This window comes from Ruminococcus sp., assembly GCF_016283395.1.
The window spans coordinates 1-19874 of sequence record NZ_JAEEMU010000052.1 but is presented as its reverse complement, the minus strand read 5'-3'; the positions used below and the strand labels follow the sequence as shown (position 1 = coordinate 19874).

Sequence of the window (19874 nt, the reverse complement as noted above, 5' to 3'; positions counted from 1 at the left end):
GTTTTCACAATGCAGGCGTTTTTGGTGATCAGTGATTAGTGCTTAGTTATTAGTGATTAGTTTTCGGGCGGATAGTATCCGCCCCTACAAAAAAGGCGAACCCGAATAATTCGAGTCCGCCTTAATCTTTTATATCACTTTTGCGGAACGCCGATAACGGCGTTCCCTACAACCAACACGATTAACATAATCAGAAATAACGGGCGAGCGGAACTCGCCCCTACAATTATGTACACAAAAAGGCGAACCCATTTATGTAGGTCCGCCTTTAATTTTAATCACATTACCGCGCTGTAAGCGATATACAAGTCACGTTCCTGTTAAGAGTGAGCGCGCTTGCAAGCGTCAACGTGGCAAGCCTGCGGGGGCTCCCCGCTTAATACATTCCGCCTGCTGGCATTGCAGGAGCTGCAGGAGTGTCCTCCTTGATATCAGCTACAAGGCTCTCAGTTGTAAGAACCATTGAAGCTACTGATGCAGCGTTCTGGAGTGCGCTTCTTGTAACCTTAGTAGGATCAACGATACCTGCTGGTATCATGTCTGTGTATACCTCGTTGTAAGCATCGAAGCCGTAGCCTACCTTACGTGAACGTACTATCTTGTCGATGATAACACTGCCCTCAAGACCTGCGTTCTCAGCGATCTGACGTACAGGAGCTTCAAGTGCCTTGAGGATTATCTTAGCACCTGTCTTTTCATCGCCGTCAAGTGTTGGGATAAGCTTGTTTACAGCTGGCATAGCATTTACGAATGCTGTACCGCCGCCTGCTACGATACCCTCTTCAACAGCTGCCTTTGTAGCTGCAAGAGCGTCCTCGATACGGAGCTTCTTCTCCTTCATCTCGATCTCTGTAGCAGCACCTACCTTGATAACTGCAACACCGCCTGCAAGCTTAGCAAGTCTTTCCTGAAGCTTCTCACGGTCGAAATCAGAAGTTGTAGTCTCGATAGCCTTTCTGATCTGTGCAACTCTTGACTTGATAGCATTCTTGTCGCCTGCACCGTCAACGATGATAGTGTTCTCCTTCTGGATAACTACCTGCTTAGCCTGACCAAGCTGGTCGATAGTTGTCTCTGTGAGTTCAAGACCGAGCTCGGAAGAAATTACCTCGCCGCCTGTGAGAATTGCAATATCCTTGAGCATTTCCTTACGTCTGTCACCAAAGCCGGGAGCCTTAACAGCTGCAACCTTGAATGTACCGCGGAGATTATTGAGGATAATTGTTGTAAGAGCTTCGCCCTCAACGTCCTCAGCAATGATAACAAGCTTCTTGCCCATTTTTACGATCTGCTCGAGAAGTGGGAGTATCTCCTGGATAGAAGATATCTTCTTGTCTGTGATAAGAACGAAAGCGTCATCGTAAACAGCTTCCATCTTGTCTGCATCTGTTACCATATATGGTGAGATGTAGCCTCTGTCGAACTGCATACCTTCAACAACTTCGCTGTATGTCTCAGCTGTCTTGCTCTCTTCGAGAGTAATAACGCCGTCAGCAGTTACCTTTTCCATAGCCTCGGCAATGAGCTTACCTACTGCCTCGTCAGCAGAAGAAACTGTACCTACTCTTGCGATATCCTCGCTGCCCTGTACAGCCTTTGAGTTGTCAACGATAGCCTTTACAGCAACGTCTACAGCCTTAGCGATACCCTTCTTGAGTACCATTGGATTTGCACCTGCTGCGATATTCTTCATACCCTCACGAACGATAGTCTGTGCGAGAAGTGTAGCAGTTGTTGTACCGTCACCAGCTGCATCGTTTGTCTTTGTAGCAACTTCCTTAACGAGCTGTGCGCCCATGTTCTCGAAAGCGTCCTCAAGCTCGATATCCTTAGCGATAGTAACACCGTCATTTGTAATGAGGGGAGCACCGAACTTCTTGTCGAGAACTACGTTTCTACCCTTAGGTCCCATTGTTATTCTTACAGTATCAGCAAGCTTGTCGATACCTGCCTGAAGTGCTTTTCTTGCGTCTTCGCCGTACTTTATATCCTTAGCCATGATAATTTACTCCTTTATAATATAGTTTACAGTTGAGAGTTTAGAGTTGAGAGTTGTTGTGTCCCCTGACGGGGACAGATTGAAAAATTTTCCAATCAATCGGCGTAAGCCGATACATTAACTCTCAACTTTCAATTCTCCACTCTCAACTTATTACGCATTACTTTACTGTTGCGAGGATATCTTCCATCTTTACGATGATGTACTCTTCACCCTCGAGCTTTACGTTTGTTCCTGAATATTTAGAAATGAGGACTTTATCGCCCTTCTTAACTTCCATTTTAACGTCAGAAGTGCCGGGACCTACCTCAACGACCTCAGCTACCTCAGGCTTTTCCTTTGCTGAACCTGAAAGAATGATACCGCTCTTTGTAGTCTCCTCAGCCTCGACCATTTTTACGACAACTCTGTCCTGTAAAGGTTTAATAGTCATGATATATACCTCCTGATAATTAATTACGGATAAATGTTTAGCACTCTTTCTCTTTGAGTGCTAATTATATTTTACCACCTTTTTACAATAAATCAAGCCTTTTCTGCAAGCTTTCACAATTTTTGTCACTGTACACAAATCGCGCCTTATAAAGTGAATTTTTATGTGCTTTCGGCTGGCTTTTTATTGCTTTTTCCGCTCATTTCACACATAAGCATCACCGTCATCAGCACTAACATTACTGACGATACGGACGAACCGCCGCTGTTTCTGCTCACTGTTAAAACTGATACTTCCACAGTTTCGTATTCCATGAAATACGGCAGTATCATGCGGCATATCCAGAAACTCATTAAAGCTGCGGCAATTCGCATCATTATCAGCGGTCTCAGCGATATCCTGCCTGCTGAAACTGCCGAGAGCTGAAACATAACACATATTCCGCCAAAGGAAACCAGCGCACTTATGTAAGGCAGCAGCAGCCAGTCGCCGCAGGGCAATGCCGAAACATTTGTTATATCAAGCAATGCGGCGACTAAAGCCTCGCCGCTCCTGCGGTCGAGGCAGGTGAGCTTCGCAAGAAGCTCACCAACTGCTGCTGCCGTCCCGATGCGTATAAGAAGTGAATTCACTACCGAAAAAGCAGTTATCATAATGCATATATCCGCCATTGACCTGCCGCTGTGGACAACAGAGTCCGTAAGCATATCCGATGACAGGCTGCATTTCCTGCAATTTCTGCTCTCTCCGCAGCTGTTCCTGAGAAAAAAGGACATAAACAAGGCAAGAATAAAGTTTGCGGAGATATTGGATATAAGTATAACCTTTCCTGCTTTGTCGGAGCTGTAGAGCTGATGCGATATGCAGCCGAATGTAAACGCAGGACCTGCTCCGAAGCACAGTCCTGCAAGCAGCTCTGCCCGTTTTTTTGATATTCTCCCTGCGTCGTACTCCTCGCAGAGCATTTTTACTCCCACAGGATAACCTGCGAACATTCCGAAAGTAAATATGGGAAAAATATTCCCTTCCATTCCGAAAACGAACCTGCTTATGCGTCCGCACCACCTTGGCATAACTGTAAGAGCCCCGCTCCTTACAATAAGTGCAGATACTATCATCATGGCGAAAAGTGACGGTATCACCACATTCAGACAGCGCAGAACACTGCCATAGACCGCTTCTGCGGCTGCCGCAGTATCGAATGTGCAGAACATGACAGCTGCCGCAAGTATTGCAAGCTTCACCGTTTTTGCAGCTTTTTCTGCAAATATCTTCATAATCATCACCACTTTAATCATATTATTGGAAGTGAAAAAATATACAGGAGTGAAGCTTATGTTTGAATGGCTTGCGGAGCTTACCCGTGAAACTCTCTATTTAAACTCAGGGATACACATTTCCGACAACAAGGAGCTTATAATAGATAACTGCCGCAGGATAGAGGAATATAACGAGGTCTATATGCGGCTGGTCTCGGGTGGACTTTATATAAGTATACACGGGAGCGACCTGAGAGCCTATGACTTCCGTACAGGCGGACTTGTCATACGCGGATATATCGAAAAAATAGAATTTACAGAAAGGAACAAGCATAATGAACGTGAAATTAAGAGGATCTACGAGGATAAACGCACAGGGGAAGAAACTCTATAAGTTCATAAATCTTATGCACGAAAACCGCATAGAATGCAGAGGGCAGTACTGCCGCGGTGAAATATTCCGCGGTGATGTGTTTAACAGGGATATGAAAAGGATACGTGAACTTGCAAAGGAATGCGGCGTAGAGCTGAAAACCGCCGAATACGACAGCCTTTCCGCAAGACTCCGCCGCTATCGGAAACGAATAGGTCTGTTTATGGGACTTATCCTTGCAGCCGTATCGGTGCTTTATTTCTCTCAGACTATCGTCACTATAGAGATCGAAGGAAATACTTCAATAAGTGATAATATTATCCTCTCAGCCCTTGCAGAGCTCGATGTAAAAGCAGGCACTCCCCTTTACCGCCTTGACCTGCGTGAATGTCAGAACAGACTCAAAACAATGGTCAAGGGCATAGCTTGGGCAGGCATAAGACACACAGGCAGCCGTATTGTTGTACAGATACGTGAAGCCGAACCCAAGCCCGATATGTCTCTTGAGCGTGTCCCCTGCAATATAGTCGCAAGCCGTGATGCAGTAATATCCTCGGTGCTCGTTCAGAGCGGCGAGCTGAAACACATAGTCGGGGACTACGTTCCAAAAGGCACTCTCCTCATCAGCGGAGTTTCCGACGGTCCGAACGGCAAGACTTTCATTTATCACGCTATGGGCGATATCCGAGGTACTTATGAGGAAAATGTAAGCTTCTCCGCTCCTTTCATTTCGCAGGAGCTTGCTCCTACAGGCAAAAGGAAGATACTTCGCAGGCTAAGGCTTTTCAGTCTCGATATACCGCTCTCTTTCGGACATAACGACTATGCCCACAGTGATGCAGAAAACTCACAAAAACGCCTTGAACTCTTCGGTAAAGAGCTCACCATAGGTATCGACAGGACCGATATAACCGAGCTTTCACCTGTGGAAAATACATTCACAGAGGAAGAACTGTCACAGCGTCTCATGGAAAGAGTATACCTTTACGAAAATAACTTCCTTGACGGCGATACACGCATAATCTCACGGACCATTGATACCTCAAAAACCGAAGATACTTTGACTATAAACGTTAAATACACCCTCGAAAGCAGTATCGCTCTGCAAAAAGATATATTTATAAAATAGAAGTAGTCATTTTTTACAAAAAAATATTGACAAAGCTCTCTTTTCAATGTAAAATAGTAAGCAGGGGATCAATTTTCGCCTTGAAAGGAGAGACTTTCCATGATATCAATTAAAAGCGATGACTTTAATGATAATTATGAGCTTTTCGTAAAACTGTGTTCTATAACCTCAGAACCTATGAAACTCGTAAACGATAAATGTCAGGATATGATAGTCATGACTGCTGAAGCTTTTGAGCGCAGAAATAAATTGCTCGATCTCCGTGAAAAATTCCTCGGCACCGACACGGATAAGTGTCTGAGTTCAGAAAATACCGACTTTAAACAGCTGGGACAATATATTAATGAACTGGAAAAAAACGGGGAATAAATTGGTAATAATGCGTTCACACATAAGCCTGATAAATGAAAATCAGATGAAATCGTCTGATTTTTTATTGACAACCACAAACTTTTACAATATAATAATCTTGTGGTACAAGGGGTGTACCTGAAACACATTGTTACATGAAACAGGAGGATTATAAAAATGGGTGTATTCAGAAGATTAAGCGACCTTCTCAAGGCTAACGTAAACGATCTTATCGACAGAGCAGAAGATCCTGAGAAGATGGTCAAGCAGATCATCATTGATATGCAGACAGAGCTCACAAAGGCTACTCAGAACTACGGCAAGGCTAAGGCAAGCGAACGCCTCGCTGAGAAGAAGTACCTTGATGCTCAGAAGATATCAGCTGACTGGGAAACTAAGGCTAAGGCTGCTCTCGCTAAGGGAGATCAGGACCTTGCTAAGCAGGCTCTCGCAAGAAAGGTCAAGGCTGACGAGGACGTTGCAAACTATAAGGAAATGTACGATTCCATCTCTTCACAGACAGACGCTATCGGCGATCAGGTAGAGGTGCTCAAGGCTAAGCTTGAAGAGGCTAAGAGCCGTCAGGCAATGCTCATCGCTCGCTCACAGATGGCTGATACTCAGAAGAGCCTTGCTAAGGCAGCAGGTACTTTCGATCCTAACTCCTCTTTTGAGAAGTTCCAGAGAATGGAAGACAAGGTCGTACGCAAGGAAGCTGAAGCTGCTGCTTTCACTGAGATTGCAGGCGATGCACTCGGCGGTGGATCAGGCGACGAGCTGAAGGATACTTTCAATCAGCTTGCTTCAGATGCAAAGGTAGATGCTGAGCTCCAGAGACTCATGGCTGAGATGAATGGCGGCGCAGCTTCAAACAACGCTGACTGATAAAAAACTAAAAGCAAAGGAATTTATTTTATGAGCCGCAAAAAAGAAAATGTATATTCCGCAAAAAAAATGTTAAGGGAGTCAATGCCCATACTTTGTGCACTATTCATTGGAATGGTTTCAGTAGCATATATTCTTTTCCGCAGCTGGAGCAACAAGCTCTACTATGAGAAGTGGAAAGAATATGAAGATTGCGGTATCTAAAGAAGTCAAAGCTCCGAAGCACTATGCTTCGGAGCTTTCTAATGCATAATTCATAATGCGTAATTCATAATTGAGGTGTCCGCTTACGCGGACATATTTTGCGGACGACCAATGGTCGTCCCTACAATTTTAGACAGGCAGATAAAAAAGCTCCCCGATAATTCAGGGAGCTTTTAAATTTGTCATTACTTGGTCGGATCAAGACTTGTTATCTTATTGAGCAGGAACTCCTGTATGCGGAGCGCATCATTTGATGTGATGCCCTTGCTTGAAGCATCAACGTCTGCATTTGCAGAACCTGTTTCTGTAAGATGATGATCGTCTGTACCTTTAAGTCCGTACTTGTTCGGATTTGCAAGGCTCTGCATGATAAGAACTATATCAGACATATCAACATCGCCGTCACAGTTAGCATCGCCGTATTTAGTTACCTTAGGCAGATTTGCGCCGTCTGTAGTAACTGCAACTGAAGTTGTTGTGATCTCAACAGGCTGTGTAACCGTAGTTGTTGTGCTTGTAGTAGTCTCTGATGTAGTAGATGTGGTTGTAGTTGTGGTGGTTGTTGTCTCATTTGGCTTTGTAGTAGTTGATGTAGTTACCTTTGGAGTATCACTGCCTGTGCCGCCGAGTCCGTCAGCCTTTGTGCCGTCAGGCTCTTCGCCGTAGTAAAGCTTGCCGTTGATATAAACAGGTACATAAGGTGACATAACACCTATAGTTGAACCATCAGCACCCTTTGCAGTCTTGCCAAGTCCCTGATTTGAGAAATCGTTTGAACCATCCCAGCCGCTGCCGTAATCAGGCATTACAAGTGCAAGGAGTATCTCGCACTGCTGCTGTCCTTCGGAAATAGGAAGAACGACTCTTCCGTCAGGAAGATTTACTTCGATATAGTAGATATTGCCGCTGTACTGGATAGGCTTTGATATCTCAGCTGCCTTGTAGCCCTTGCCTGAGTACATTGCTGCCTGGTCACGGTCGCAGCGGATAACGAGATCCTCAGGCTTCTTGCCTGCTGCGATAACTTCACTGAGATCCATGTAGTATCTGAATGAGATATTGTCCTGTACTCTTGCAGGCCATGCAGAGTGGTTAGTTACCTTGAAGCTGATAGTCTGTCCGCTTGAATCGCCGCCCTTTGAAAGCACCTCAACGTAAAACTCAGGGCTGTCGTGAACTTCCTTTGCAGGGAAACTTGGATCCTTTGTTCCGCCGTACTTGGATACCATCTTACAAAGCATAGCTGTGAAGCCTGCATTATAGTCTGTAGCCACCTCGTTGTTTATAAAGTCCTGACGGTCATCATTGTAAGAGCCATCCTCGTTAGGGCCGCCTACAAGTGCGCCATAAAGGATATGGCGAGCGTGTGAAGGTATCTTCAGATCGTTCTTCCATGAACCGTGTGATGTACGGTGATGAGGATTCTGAGGATACTTGTCTCCAAATCCGACAACATAGCTCTGCTTGAGCGGGTTGTCACCGAGAGCGTAGTTTACCTGTGTCTCAGCAAACTCAGCATATTTGTCAGCCTCAGACTTGAGGATAGTATCGCTTGCTACTGTTGCAAGGAATGCAGCTGTGTTTGCATATCTGAGACAACCCCAGTTGCTGAGCCAGCGGAGTCCGCCGCTTATCTTCTTTGCTTCATCGCCGTTTACCCAGCGGTCACAGTGCTTCTTAACGTGTGCAATAGCTGTAGAATCGTTTGAATTTATAGCGTAGAGCAGCATACCGCCCTGTGTATTATCGTCCCAGCAATGGCCCCAGCCGTAAGCAGTACCGCCTTCACCGCGCATCTCAGGGAGCTTTGAGATATAGCCCTTAGCTTCGTCGAGATATGTCTGCTCGCCTGTTGCGATGTAGAGCCAGTTTGCAGCATAGAAGAGCTCATCATAGAAGTGGCTTGACTGATAGAAGCCCTGAGCGTCACTCTTATTGTAAACATCATCACCTGGTGATGATTTTGCTATCTTGTAGATATTTTCAGCGTGCTTGATATAATCAGCCTTCTTTGAAGCTGAGATATCGCCGTCGAGAGCTGCTGCACCTGCTGCGAGAGCAGCTGCCATTTCACCGAATACAGCTGTACATCCCTTTGATGATTTCAGTGCTGCACGTGCTTCTGCAATTGTATGTGAGTTATCCTCCATACCGTATTCGAGAAGCTCAACAGGTCCCCACCATGTATGGTCATGCTTACCGATGCCGACCTGATATACGACCTCAGTGCCCTTATCACAATCTGCAAGATAATCAAGAACGAATTCAAGGTTATTTACGTATGTGGTTTTAAGTCCTGCCTTTTCAACTCCCTCAGGGTACTGATAAAGTCCCCATGCGAGCATTGATGCTGAATAAGCCATAGGCAGATTGAATTTTACGTGGTCGCCTGCATCGTACCAGCCGCCCAGTACGGGATCCTGCATAGTAGAATCGGCTCTCCACTCAACTCTGTTCCATTCAGGAAGCGGTCCTGCCTGCTGGACCTCATAGAAGTACAGAGACTTATCAAGTGCGTCAGCGTAATTGAACTTTCCGTCAGCAGCTGTTGCAGTATCAATAACAGCCATAGGTACTGAGGACATCACAGACGCTCCGAGAATTACAGCGGAAAGCAATCCGCTTGTAAACTTTTTAAGCATAGTAAAACTCTCCTCTCATTTTTTATTGCTGTGTATAAACAATACACAGCTTCCTCACGAGTATACATAGCTATACAATTTAGATTATGCCATATTATCGCAGGATTGTCAAGGGTATAAACTACAGAAAAAGGCTGTATAACGAGAAAAGTCACAATATTTTATCACAATGACCAATTTCATGACTGCTATTTTGTGAAAGCTGACAAGGCGCGTTATACTGCCCGTTTTTTCTGCTCTGAAAGCACATTAGGCAGCAACTTTTTTTCCCCTTCTGTTGATTTATCGAGATCCATATGATATAATATTGTTATTATATGATATATGGGGGAATATCAATGAAAAAATTCTTAAAGTCTCTCGCTTTTTCCATGATGTTACTTTGTCTTGTAGTCATACCGCTGGGGACTCGTGCGGATTTTGGTGATTTCGCAGGGGATTCGGATTATGACAGCGGCTGGGACAGTGACTGGGACAACGACTGGGACAACGATTATGACAGCGACTGGGACAGCGGTCACAGCTATGACTGGGACGATGATGATGACTATCACAGCTCGGGCAGCGGCGGTTTAAATGGTTTTTCATTGGCTGTTGGAGCAATAGCTGTATTTACGGTCATCGGTATGTCAGCAAACAGCAGCAAAAATAAAAAGAAGCCCGAACATCATACATATACTCTCAAGCCTGAGGACAACCTCAGAAGCATTTATGAGTATCTGGATATTGATCCTGATTTCTCAATATCCGATTTCATCGAAAAGGTATCAAATCTCTATGTACGCTTCCAGAATGAGTGGCAGAATAAAAACATAGAGCCTCTCAGACCTTACATGACAAGTGCTATGTTCGCTCAGATGGACAGACAGCTTGACAAGTACCGTCAGAACAACCAGACCAACCATGTTGAGCGCATAGCTGTGCTCAATACTGAACTTCTCGGATGGAGACAGGAGGGTGGCCTTGATGTAATCGTTATCCAGCTCGATACACGTATCGTTGATTACGTTACCGACGACAATACAGGTGCTATTGTCCGCGGTGACAATACTCACGAGAAGTTCATGACATACGAATGGACTCTCGTCCGCACAACAGGCGTGACAACGTCAAAGTCTACAGGCACGACCTCACAGACCTGTCCGTACTGCGGTGCTCATATCGACATAAATCAGAACACAGTCTGCGAATACTGCGGCTCTGTTCTTACTACAGATACATTTGACTGGGCTGTAAGCAACATCAAGGGTATCTCACAGCACACTCAAAAATAAATAACGCTCTATCATACCGTGCTTCTATCCTGACAGAAGCACGGTATTTTATGCAATGAGTAAATATTTTCACTGAATTTACAATTCGTATGCTGAACATTTAGTGATTTTTCAAAAATTTCTACTTCTATTCAAAAAATAGTTATTTTTGATTGACATTTTTGTAAAATTGAGTTATAATAATTTTAATATCTTATTGCAATGGGCAGTTGTTTTATGCCCGTATTATTGAAATTATTTAGGGGTTAAAATACTTTCTTTGCAAATGTGCAAATAAGGGGAAGTATAGGTTCAATACGGAAGGAAGGTATTAACAATATGGCTAACGAAAAAAATCCAAAAGTCCTTATAGTTGACGATGACAAGAACATCTGTGATCTTCTCAGACTTTATCTCGAAAAAGACGGCTACAGTGTCCTTCTTTGTCACGACGGCGATGATGCTGTTGTTAAATTCAAGGCTCTCAGCCCGGATATGGTGCTGCTGGATATAATGCTTCCCGGAAAGGACGGCTGGCAGGTATGCCGTGAGATCAGAAAGATCTCCAACGTCCCGATCATTATGATAACTGCTAAGGGTGAAACTATCGACAAGGTCATTGGTCTCGAACTTGGTGCTGATGATTACATCGTAAAGCCATTCGATGCTAAGGAAGTCATCGCCCGTATCAACGCTGTAACACGCCGCGTTGGAACAGGTATGGCTGAGCCTGAACAGAAAGAAGTACACTATGACAAGCTTTCTGTAAATATGGACAGCTATGAGCTGAAAGTTAACGGAAAGAATATAGATACTCCTCCTAAGGAGCTCGAACTTCTCTATTATCTTGCTTCCAACCCGAACAGAGTTTATACCCGTGACCAGCTCCTTGACGAAGTGTGGGGCTTTGAGTACTACGGTGACTCACGTACCATTGACGTTCATATCAAGCGTCTGCGTGAAAAGCTTGAGGGAATTTCCGATAAGTGGACTCTCAAGACTGTATGGGGTGTTGGCTATAAGTTTGAAGCCGACGAAGAGGAATAAGCTCTCATTATATCAAACTGCAAATGTCCGATATTTTTCGATACGCATGGAGTGAGCGTATTTACGAGGAATGAAGATAATTTCAAATCATCAAGGGGACCGACTGTCCCCTTATTTTATATAGAGGTGATCCTGCTTGAAAACAAAAAAAAGCTCATATGACAAGCTTTTTATATTTCTGATCTTTATTGTTCTTTCAGTAAATATCGTTATCGGCGTTATCATTATAACTATAAGCTCTTCGATATATAAATCATCAAAGCTTGACGAGCTTCAGTCTATCGGAGATCTGTTTATAAGCTGTATGCAGGATAATTATTCCGAAACGCGCGATACACGCTCAGAGATGACAAAAACTCTTCACAAGAAGTTTTCAAGCAAATACCACCTGATGATATACATCTACGATGACAACGGCAACTGCGTCCTCTCAGACGCTGACTATAAAGAAACGCCCAAAAAGGTAGTAAAAAACAGCGATAAGATCTCCGCTACGGAAATGGAAAGTCTCGATGCCAACGACTATCTTGACCTCGAAACAAAGAATATCTCGGCAAATGAACCGTATATGCTTTACGGAAGCAGCTTCTTCCTGAAAGGTAAAGACGATATCGTCCCAATGCATATGTACTCCAAGATATACAGCAAATCAGACGGTATCAACTCTTTTGCGCTGAAAATAGCCTTATTCTACACTCTCATATGTGCGCTCAGCATAGCGGTACAGCTTTTGCTCATAAAGAGAAGATTCAACAAGCTTGACGAATACGAAAGGATATTTGCAAGGATATCCGAACAGTACGCAAGACGCGACTTCTCTGAGACTATCCCTACAAATGTCCCGTATACCTCATCAGAGATCGCTGATTACGTCAATACAGTCGCTGCTGACGTTGCAAAGAGTGAAGAGACAAGTAAGACCTTCATTGCCAATGTCTCACATGAGCTCAGGACTCCTATCACTACAATAGGCGGATTTGTTGACGGTATCCTTGACGGTACTATCACTAAGGGCAGACAGAATGAGTACCTTGTTCTTGTTTCAAAGGAGATAAAGCGTCTGCGAATACTCATCTCGTCAATGCTCAATATGTCGAGATTTGAAACAGGTACTCTCAGACCTAATTTCCGCGATGTAAACCTTACCGAGATAGTTATACAGACTGTTCTCATGTTCGAGAAAAAGATCGAGGACAAAAACCTTGAAGTTGAAGGTCTCGGAAGTGAAAGAATGACCTGTGAAGTCGATGCAGATCTCTTACAGCAGGTAATATACAATCTCGTCGAAAACGCCGTAAAATTCATAAATACAGGCGGAACGCTCTCATTCCGCTTTGAGCGTTCCGTAAACGGTAATTGTACCATAGGCATAAAAAATACAGGCGAAGGTCTGAAAAACGACGAGATAACTCAGGTCTTTGACCGCTTCTACAAGACAGATTCATCACGAGGCAAGGATACTACAGGTCTTGGTCTCGGTCTGGCTATATCACGTAAGATAGTTCATCTCCACCACGGTCATATAGTTGTTAAGAGCGTGTACGGAGAATATACCGAGTTTCTTATTCAGCTGCCTGAAAAGCAGCCAAAAGCGAAAGGATAAACAATGGACGAAAGAGATAATATTTACCGCGAGCCGTCTGAAAATGACTCTCAGCAGCCATATACTCCTCAGCATGAGAGACCTGCTGATAACAGCGGTGCAGGCGGTATGCAGAATACAGAGCAGAATAACGCCAACACAGGCTATGCTCCGCCTCCGCCTCAGAACACCGCTTACAGTCAGCCTAACGGCTATTCACAGCCGCAGAACAACTACAATAACGGCTATCAGAACGGATACGGGCAGCAGCCCCGAAATTTCTACGATCAGCAGCCTTACGGTCAGCCACGCAGACCTGTGTACGACAAATTCATGTACGAGCCAATAGGCTTCGAGGAGCTTGAACGCGGTCAGAACAGCAGTATGAGTTCAGAGGGTGCAGATGATGCAAACCACCGTCCGAAAGGACAGTCTGCTGTACTCATAATGTTCGTCGTACTTATAATCATTGCAGCACTTATGGCTGTTTGCGGAATAATCTATGATATCATCAACAGCAAAAATGTAGTTGATAAAATAGGCACTCCCAAGCCTGTGATACTGTATAGGGAATCAAAGCCCGAAGGTGCTGCTTCCGAAGCAAAATTCAAGGACGAAAACGGCAAATATACTCCCGAAGGAGCTGCCGCACTGGTAAAGCCTTCTATCGTAAAGATATACACCTATAAGGATTACAGCAACTTCACATCAAAGCACCCTATAGGAACAGGCTCAGGCATAGTTCTCAATGAGGACGGCTATATTGCTACCAATGCCCATGTTCTCGAAGCAGACGGTTATCATGTAGTAGAAACGGTCGACGGCGAGACATACACTGCAAAGGTCATCGGCAGAGACTCAAAAACAGATATTGCTGTCGTAAAGGTCGAGGCTGACGGACTAAAGCCTGCTATACTGGGCAACTCCGACGAAGCTGTTGTAGGCGAGCAGGTCATCGCTATCGGTAATCCCGCAAACCTTGCAAGTACCGTAACAGACGGAATAGTTTCGGCTGTAAACCGTAAAATAAGCAGCGACTCAGGCGGCTTTGAAATGGACTGCATACAGACAAACGCTGATATAAGCCCCGGTAACTCAGGCGGTGCCCTTGTAAATATGTACGGTCAGGTCATCGGTATCACATCTTCAAAATATGTAAGTGCCGAATTTGAAGGTCTGGGCTTTGCAATAACGATAAACGAAGCAACTCCTGTCATAGAAGAGCTTATCAAAAACGGCTATGTCGGCGGACGCTTCAAGATAGGCATACAGCTCTATGATATGAGCTCTGAGGGCAATATCAAGAAGATACAGGAAGAACTTGGCTTTGATCTTCCCGAGGACTTCAAGGGAGTATACATCATAAGGATCGAAAAGGATTATGATATCGCTAATACCGACCTCAAAGAGGGCGACTTTATAACTGCTATAGACGGTACTAAGGTCAGCACCTACCACGAGCTTTATGATGCCATAAGCAGCAAGTACAAGGCAGGAGATACAGTACCTGCTACCTGTGCTCACATTGATAAAGACGGCGAAATAACCTATTATGACATTAAATTCAAGCTTGTAGAAGATACCTCGGGCAATTATTGATCCCTGAGATTCTTCGGACGCTTTGAATTTACACCTGCGACTCCTCCTGCTGCACCGAAAGCGGTCAGCAGAAGGAGTTTTTTTATGCCTGCCCATTCTCCAAGTATTATTACTGCCAGTGCGTTTATAACAGCGTACAGCAACGCTCCGCATACTGTACCGCAGACAAGTCCTTTTCTGCGCCTGTATTTGCCGCAGATATAAGCAGCTATGTACGCACCTGCCGCAAGAGATACTCCTGCAAAGGCTCTTATCATTGTCATATCTTTCATAACGAAATATACTATCGCAGCTGTTAGAACTGCACCTGCACCAATGCATAAAGCTCCTGCAAGAACAGCTACGAGCACACTGCTCCCCCAGCCTGACCACAGGCTTTTCCGTTGTCTGCGCATAAAAAACCTCCGCTTTAGAATTATTACTAATTCTATGCGGAGGTCTTATTATTTATTCTTCGTCGTTCTTCTTTTTCTTTGACTTCTTATCGTCGTCATCGTCAACTACCGCAGCAGCTTCAACTGTTGATGAGGAGGAAGTCTTGCCTGCTGCCTTAGCTTCCTTGAAACGCTCAGCAGCTGAAACATTCTCTGTGATAGCCCAGTTCTTTATTCTGAGCTTGTGCTTGGCACCGCCTGTTTCGATAACAACTGTATCCTCGCCCACGCTTACAACGATACCAACGATACCGCCGCCTGTAACTACTTCATCGCCTACCTGTAAGCTCTGCTGCATTTCCTTGAGCTCTCTGTCGCGCTTTTTCTGAGGTCTGATTGCCATAAAATAAAGCAGAACGAACATTACGACGAGCATGAGAGGCATTGTAAGCAGACTGCCCATGCTTGCCTGCTGCTGGTTTGCTGTAGTTGTCTGCTGTGTATCCTCGGCAAAAGCAGACATAGCTGTATATCCAGCCATTGCAGCTGTTGAGGCAGCAGCTGTAACAGAAGCAATTAACTTATTGATCTTCATATACTAATTCTCCAATCGTTTTGATTTGTATTTCATACGTTGTATATTATATCATATCCCGAATATTTTTGCAAGTACTTTAAGGCGATTTTTCGTATTTTTTTATTATATGTATACAGAAAAGCCGCTCCCTTGAAGGGAACGGCTCTTGTAATTAGATATCTGCGATCAAACGAGCTTGATGATAGCCATTTCAGCAGCGTCACCACGGCGAGGACCGATCTTTACGATCTGTGTGTAACCACCGTTCTTATCAGCATACTTTGGAGCGATCTCGTCGAAAATCTTCTTTGCAACGGACTCCTTAGTGATGTATGAATATACCTGACGCTTGGAGTGCAGATCATCATTTTTACCGATAGTGATCATTTTTTCTGCAACTGCACGTACTTCCTTAGCTCTTGTTACGGTAGTTTCGATCTGACCGTTCTCAAGCAGGAAAGTTACCATGCCTCTGAGCATAGCCTTTCTATGATCAGATGTTCTGCCCAGCTTTCTTGTACCCGGCATTGTATTCACTCCTTTTTATAGTTGTGCGCTTTACGCACGTTTTAAGATTTATTCCTCTTCTGATGAGAGGTCGAAGCCCAATGACTGGAGCTTTTCCTTAACCTCATCGAAGGATTTCTTTCCAAGGTTTCTAACCTTCATCATTTCTTCCTCTGACTTATTGATCAAGTCATCCACGGTATTGATTCCTGCACGCTTCAGACAATTGAATGAACGTACAGATAAGTCAAGATCCTCAATGGTCATCTCAAGGATTTTTTCCTTACCCTTCTCGTCCTTTTCAACAAGGACCTCAGCAAGTCCAGCCTCTTCTGAGAGGTCGATGAACAGCTTCAGATGCTCGTTGAGGAGATTGGCTGCCTGTGATAAAGCTTCCTTAGCAGAGATAGTACCATCGGTCCATACCTCCATTGTAAGCTTATCATAGTCTGTGACCTGACCGAGTCGTGTATCCTCTACGGTATAATTAACCTTAAGAACAGGAGTATAGATGCTGTCTACAGCGATAACATCAACTGGGAGGTTGATCTGCTTCTTGTTTCTTTCTGCTGAAACATAGCCTCTGCCTCTGTCGATAGTGATCTCCATATAGAGCTTAGCGTCCTTGCCAAGTGTTGCGATATGCATACCTGGATCCAGGATATTTACCTCTGAATCTGTCTTTATATCGCCGGCAGTGATCTCACATTCGCCCTCTGCCTCTATATATACTGTCTTAGGACCTTCTCCGTAAAGTTTTGCCGTCAGTCCTTTAATACTGAGGATTATTTCCGTAACGTCTTCTTTTACGCCCGGAATAGTTGACAACTCATGGTGAACTGTACCATCCTTGCCCGAAAGCTTTACAGATGTTACAGCCACACCAGGAAGTGAGGAGAGCAGCACACGTCTGAGGCTGTTTCCAAGTGTAATACCGTATCCACGCTCCAGCGGTGCTAAAACGAATTTGCCGTATTTGCCGTCACTTTTAAGCTCGACAATATCAATATCAGGCTTATTAATTTTTTCCAGCATAAAAACCCTCCTATTTCGCAATTAATGTTGATTTCGAATACTGACGCTTCAAGCAGATCCTCTTTCGGATTACTTGGAGTACAGCTCGACGATGAGGTGAGTAGCTACCTCGTAGTCAATATCCTCAGCTGAGGGGAGACGATTAACTGTAGCAGAGAAATCATCCTTGTTAGCTGTGAGCCATACAGGAACGAGTCTGTCCTTAGTTTCCTCTACTGTAGCCTTGAACTTTTCAGAAGTTCTGTCCTTCTCCTTGAGAGCGATAACGTCGCCAACCTTAACTCTATAGGAAGGAATGTTTACCTTCTTGCCGTTTACTGTATAGTGGCTGTGTACAACGAGCTGTCTTGCTTCTCTTCTTGTAAGAGCGAGACCCATTCTGTATACAACACTATCAAGTCTGGATTCGAGAACAGTGATAAGGTTATCACCTGCTTTACCCTCCATCTTTTCAGCGATTGAGAAATAATGTCTGAAAGGCTTCTCAAGTACGCCGTAGATAAACTTCAGCTTCTGCTTTTCCTTGAGCTGAAGTCCGTATTCAGAGATCTTCTTTCTGTTGTTAGCGTTCTTGAAACGGATTGACTCCTTCTTTGAAACGCCCATTACAGCAGGGCTGATGCCCAGATATCTGCACTTTTTAAGAATTGGTTCTTTCTGTACTGCCATTTTAATACACCTCCAATTTGATCAGACACGACGTCTCTTAGGCGGACGGCAGCCATTGTGCGGGATAGGTGTTACGTCCTTGATCATTCTTACCTCAAGGCCTACTGTCTGAAGTGCTCTGATAGCTGCTTCACGACCTGCACCAGGTCCCTTTACGTATACTTCTACATTCTTGAGTCCGTGCTCCATAGCAGCCTTTGCAGCTGTTTCAGCAGCTGTCTGTGCTGCGAAAGGAGTTGACTTCTTTGAGCCTCTGAAACCGAGCTCGCCTGCGCTTGCCCATGAAATTGCGTTTCCGGCTGTATCTGTAATAGTTACGATCGTATTATTGAAAGTGGACTGAATATGAACTGCGCCGCTTTCGATATTCTTACGTTCTCTACGTCTTCTGATAGTAGTAACTTTTTTACCCTTCTGCTGTGCCAAAGCTCATAACCTCCTTACTTCTTCTTGTTTGCGATAGTCTTTACAGGACCCTTACGAGTTCTTGCGTTTGTCTTTGTTCTCTGTCCTCTTACAGGGAGACCCTTACGATGACGAACGCCTCTGTAGCAGCCTATTTCAACAAGTCTCTTGATGTTAAGAGCAACTTCACGGCGGAGGTCACCCTCAACTGTGTAATGCTCGTCTATATAGTCACGAAGCTTAGCTACATCCTCTTCTGCGAGATCCTTAACTCTTACGTCAGGATTTACGCCTGTTGCTGCGAGGATATTTGTTGCAGTCTGACGACCGATTCCGTAGATATAAGTGAGACCGATTTCGATTCTCTTATTCTTTGGAAGGTCAACACCGGCTATTCTTGCCATATTAAAATTGCACCTCCATTAATGCGTCGGGATTAGCCCTGGCGCTGCTTATGCTTTGGGTTTTCGCAGATAACCATGATTCTGCCTTTACGTTTAATAACCTTGCACTTTTCGCAAATAGGTTTTACTGAAGGTCTGACTTTCATTGAAAATACCTCCTTTAGCGGATAGCGGATATATGTGATATCCTGTAATATTACTTAACGCGCCATGTGATACGGCCTTTTGAGAGGTCGTACGGTGACATTTCAAGCTTTACCTTGTCACCAGGAACGATTCTGATATAATTCATTCTGAGCTTGCCGGACACGTGTGATAATACCTCATGACCGTTTTCAAGCTGAACCTTAAACATTGCATTTGGCAGAGCATCTGTTACGACGCCCTCAACCTCGATTACATCTTCTTTTGACACTTTACATAACCTCCTTTACTCAGCGTCGCTGAACTGTTTCAGCATATTTCTGAGTTTTTTATCAGTTATATCGTTTAGATCGATCATACTGTCTGTAACGCGGATATGCTTTATATTCTTCCGCTTCGGGCTTGCGAGCTTCCTGCTCTTGCCGTCTGCGATGAAGCAATACTTTTCACCGGCGTCCACGACTGCGAAATACTTTCCGCCGTCTCTGCCTGCCTCCGCCTTTACAACAGAGCCTTTCAGCAGCTTCACGATAATTCCCTCCGTCAGGGCTGTGTCAGAATGACGGGACCGTCAGGAGTTATTGCGATAGCGTGCTCAAAATGAGCCGACAGTGAACCAGTTTTGGTAACCACGGTCCATCCGTCATTGAGAGTTTTTACATCGTCGCCTCTGACATTTATCATAGGCTCGATACATATCGTCATACCCGCTACCAGTCTCGGTCCGTGACCTGCACGTCCCCAGTTCGGTACTTCAGGTGATTCGTGAACCTCTCTGCCGATTCCGTGGCCGCAGTAATTTCTTACGATTCCGTAGCCTCGTGAAGCACAATACTCTTCTACAGCATGAGAAATATCTCCGATTCTTGCGCCAACCTGAGCCTGTGCGATACCTTCATAGAGGCTCGCCTCGGTTACCTCAAGCAATGCTTTATCTTCATCAGAAATTTTACCCACAGGGAAGGTCCAGCAGCTGTCTCCGTTGAAGCCCTCATAAGCGGCT

General features: G+C 44.6%; 24 protein-coding genes. 9 read left to right on the top strand and 15 right to left on the bottom strand.

Features of this window, described 5'->3' with window-relative positions; genetic code table 11:
• Positions 1–376: 376 nt before the first annotated feature.
• The 3 genes from groL to QZZ41_RS13535 form a co-directional block, all read right to left on the bottom strand.
• Positions 377–1999, bottom strand: a complete 1623-nt coding sequence (gene groL / locus QZZ41_RS13545) for a chaperonin GroEL (protein WP_295073215.1) — start codon at positions 1997–1999, stop codon at positions 377–379.
• Positions 2000–2159: 160 nt separating this feature from the next.
• Positions 2160–2432 (bottom strand): co-chaperone GroES, encoded by a 273-nt coding sequence (gene groES, locus QZZ41_RS13540; RefSeq protein WP_028517955.1) that lies wholly within the window; start codon positions 2430–2432, stop codon positions 2160–2162.
• A gap of 161 nt (positions 2433–2593) precedes the next feature.
• A complete protein-coding gene (locus QZZ41_RS13535; RefSeq protein WP_295073212.1) occupies positions 2594–3709 on the bottom strand; it encodes a hypothetical protein in 1116 nt (371 codons plus the stop codon).
• A gap of 58 nt (positions 3710–3767) precedes the next feature.
• Between QZZ41_RS13535 and QZZ41_RS13530 the strand changes: the two genes are divergently transcribed.
• The 5 genes from QZZ41_RS13530 to QZZ41_RS13510 all read left to right on the top strand — a co-directional run bounded on the left by QZZ41_RS13530 (position 3768) and on the right by QZZ41_RS13510 (position 6633).
• Complete coding sequence (locus QZZ41_RS13530) at positions 3768–4085, top strand: YabP/YqfC family sporulation protein (protein ID WP_295073209.1); 318 nt, start codon at positions 3768–3770, stop codon at positions 4083–4085.
• Positions 4027–5193: a sporulation protein YqfD gene (locus QZZ41_RS13525; protein ID WP_295073206.1), complete on the top strand. Its 1167-nt coding sequence runs from the start codon at positions 4027–4029 to the stop codon at positions 5191–5193. Before QZZ41_RS13530 ends, QZZ41_RS13525 begins: the two co-directional genes overlap by 59 nt.
• 99 nt (positions 5194–5292) lie before the next feature.
• Positions 5293–5562, top strand: a complete 270-nt coding sequence (locus tag QZZ41_RS13520; RefSeq protein ID WP_295073204.1) for a hypothetical protein — start codon at positions 5293–5295, stop codon at positions 5560–5562.
• Between the two features lie 159 nt (positions 5563–5721).
• A complete protein-coding gene (locus QZZ41_RS13515) occupies positions 5722–6429 on the top strand; it encodes a PspA/IM30 family protein (protein WP_295073201.1) in 708 nt (235 codons plus the stop codon).
• Between the two features lie 30 nt (positions 6430–6459).
• Positions 6460–6633 carry a hypothetical protein gene (locus QZZ41_RS13510; RefSeq protein WP_175460903.1) on the top strand — a complete coding sequence of 58 codons (174 nt, stop codon included), beginning with the start codon at positions 6460–6462 and terminating at the stop codon, positions 6631–6633.
• A 185-nt stretch (positions 6634–6818) separates the two neighbouring features.
• Here QZZ41_RS13510 and QZZ41_RS13505 read toward each other — a convergent pair whose 3' ends face one another.
• Positions 6819–9275: a glycoside hydrolase family 9 protein gene (locus QZZ41_RS13505; protein WP_295073196.1), complete on the bottom strand. Its 2457-nt coding sequence runs from the start codon at positions 9273–9275 to the stop codon at positions 6819–6821.
• Positions 9276–9613: 338 nt separating this feature from the next.
• On the opposite strand from QZZ41_RS13505, the gene QZZ41_RS13500 reads away from it, so the two are divergent.
• The 4 genes from QZZ41_RS13500 to QZZ41_RS13485 all read left to right on the top strand — a co-directional run bounded on the left by QZZ41_RS13500 (position 9614) and on the right by QZZ41_RS13485 (position 14756).
• Entirely contained in the window at positions 9614–10549 is a 936-nt protein-coding gene (locus QZZ41_RS13500; RefSeq protein WP_295073193.1) for a zinc-ribbon domain-containing transport protein, read from the top strand.
• A gap of 318 nt (positions 10550–10867) precedes the next feature.
• Complete coding sequence (locus QZZ41_RS13495) at positions 10868–11575, top strand: response regulator transcription factor (protein WP_295073190.1); 708 nt, start codon at positions 10868–10870, stop codon at positions 11573–11575.
• A 136-nt stretch (positions 11576–11711) separates the two neighbouring features.
• Positions 11712–13178 carry a cell wall metabolism sensor histidine kinase WalK gene (locus tag QZZ41_RS13490; RefSeq protein ID WP_295073187.1) on the top strand — a complete coding sequence of 489 codons (1467 nt, stop codon included), beginning with the start codon at positions 11712–11714 and terminating at the stop codon, positions 13176–13178.
• A gap of 3 nt (positions 13179–13181) precedes the next feature.
• Positions 13182–14756: a trypsin-like peptidase domain-containing protein gene (locus tag QZZ41_RS13485; protein ID WP_295073185.1), complete on the top strand. Its 1575-nt coding sequence runs from the start codon at positions 13182–13184 to the stop codon at positions 14754–14756.
• Here the strand turns inward: QZZ41_RS13485 and QZZ41_RS13480 are convergent.
• From QZZ41_RS13480 to map, 11 genes are all read right to left on the bottom strand, one after another.
• A complete protein-coding gene (locus QZZ41_RS13480; RefSeq protein WP_295073183.1) occupies positions 14750–15151 on the bottom strand; it encodes a TIGR04086 family membrane protein in 402 nt (133 codons plus the stop codon). The genes QZZ41_RS13485 and QZZ41_RS13480 overlap by 7 nt on opposite strands.
• 52 nt (positions 15152–15203) lie before the next feature.
• Positions 15204–15725, bottom strand: a complete 522-nt coding sequence (gene yajC / locus QZZ41_RS13475) for a preprotein translocase subunit YajC (protein ID WP_295073181.1) — start codon at positions 15723–15725, stop codon at positions 15204–15206.
• Between the two features lie 168 nt (positions 15726–15893).
• On the bottom strand, positions 15894–16235 hold the full coding sequence (gene rplQ / locus QZZ41_RS13470; RefSeq protein ID WP_074715783.1) for a 50S ribosomal protein L17: 342 nt from the start codon (positions 16233–16235) through the stop codon (positions 15894–15896).
• A gap of 48 nt (positions 16236–16283) precedes the next feature.
• Complete coding sequence (locus QZZ41_RS13465) at positions 16284–17249, bottom strand: DNA-directed RNA polymerase subunit alpha (RefSeq protein WP_028517941.1); 966 nt, start codon at positions 17247–17249, stop codon at positions 16284–16286.
• Between the two features lie 69 nt (positions 17250–17318).
• Positions 17319–17918 (bottom strand): 30S ribosomal protein S4, encoded by a 600-nt coding sequence (rpsD, locus tag QZZ41_RS13460; RefSeq protein WP_072951437.1) that lies wholly within the window; start codon positions 17916–17918, stop codon positions 17319–17321.
• Positions 17919–17939: 21 nt separating this feature from the next.
• Positions 17940–18344 carry a 30S ribosomal protein S11 gene (gene rpsK / locus QZZ41_RS13455; protein WP_009984961.1) on the bottom strand — a complete coding sequence of 135 codons (405 nt, stop codon included), beginning with the start codon at positions 18342–18344 and terminating at the stop codon, positions 17940–17942.
• A gap of 14 nt (positions 18345–18358) precedes the next feature.
• Positions 18359–18727, bottom strand: a complete 369-nt coding sequence (gene rpsM / locus QZZ41_RS13450) for a 30S ribosomal protein S13 (RefSeq protein WP_024860932.1) — start codon at positions 18725–18727, stop codon at positions 18359–18361.
• Positions 18728–18759: 32 nt separating this feature from the next.
• Complete coding sequence (rpmJ, locus tag QZZ41_RS13445) at positions 18760–18873, bottom strand: 50S ribosomal protein L36 (RefSeq protein ID WP_009984964.1); 114 nt, start codon at positions 18871–18873, stop codon at positions 18760–18762.
• A gap of 50 nt (positions 18874–18923) precedes the next feature.
• Complete coding sequence (gene infA, locus QZZ41_RS13440; RefSeq protein ID WP_009984966.1) at positions 18924–19142, bottom strand: translation initiation factor IF-1; 219 nt, start codon at positions 19140–19142, stop codon at positions 18924–18926.
• A 15-nt stretch (positions 19143–19157) separates the two neighbouring features.
• On the bottom strand, positions 19158–19400 hold the full coding sequence (locus tag QZZ41_RS13435) for a KOW domain-containing RNA-binding protein (protein WP_295073167.1): 243 nt from the start codon (positions 19398–19400) through the stop codon (positions 19158–19160).
• A 14-nt stretch (positions 19401–19414) separates the two neighbouring features.
• Positions 19415–19874: type I methionyl aminopeptidase (map, locus tag QZZ41_RS13430; protein WP_295073165.1), on the bottom strand; the 460-nt coding region annotated here is incomplete at its 5' end.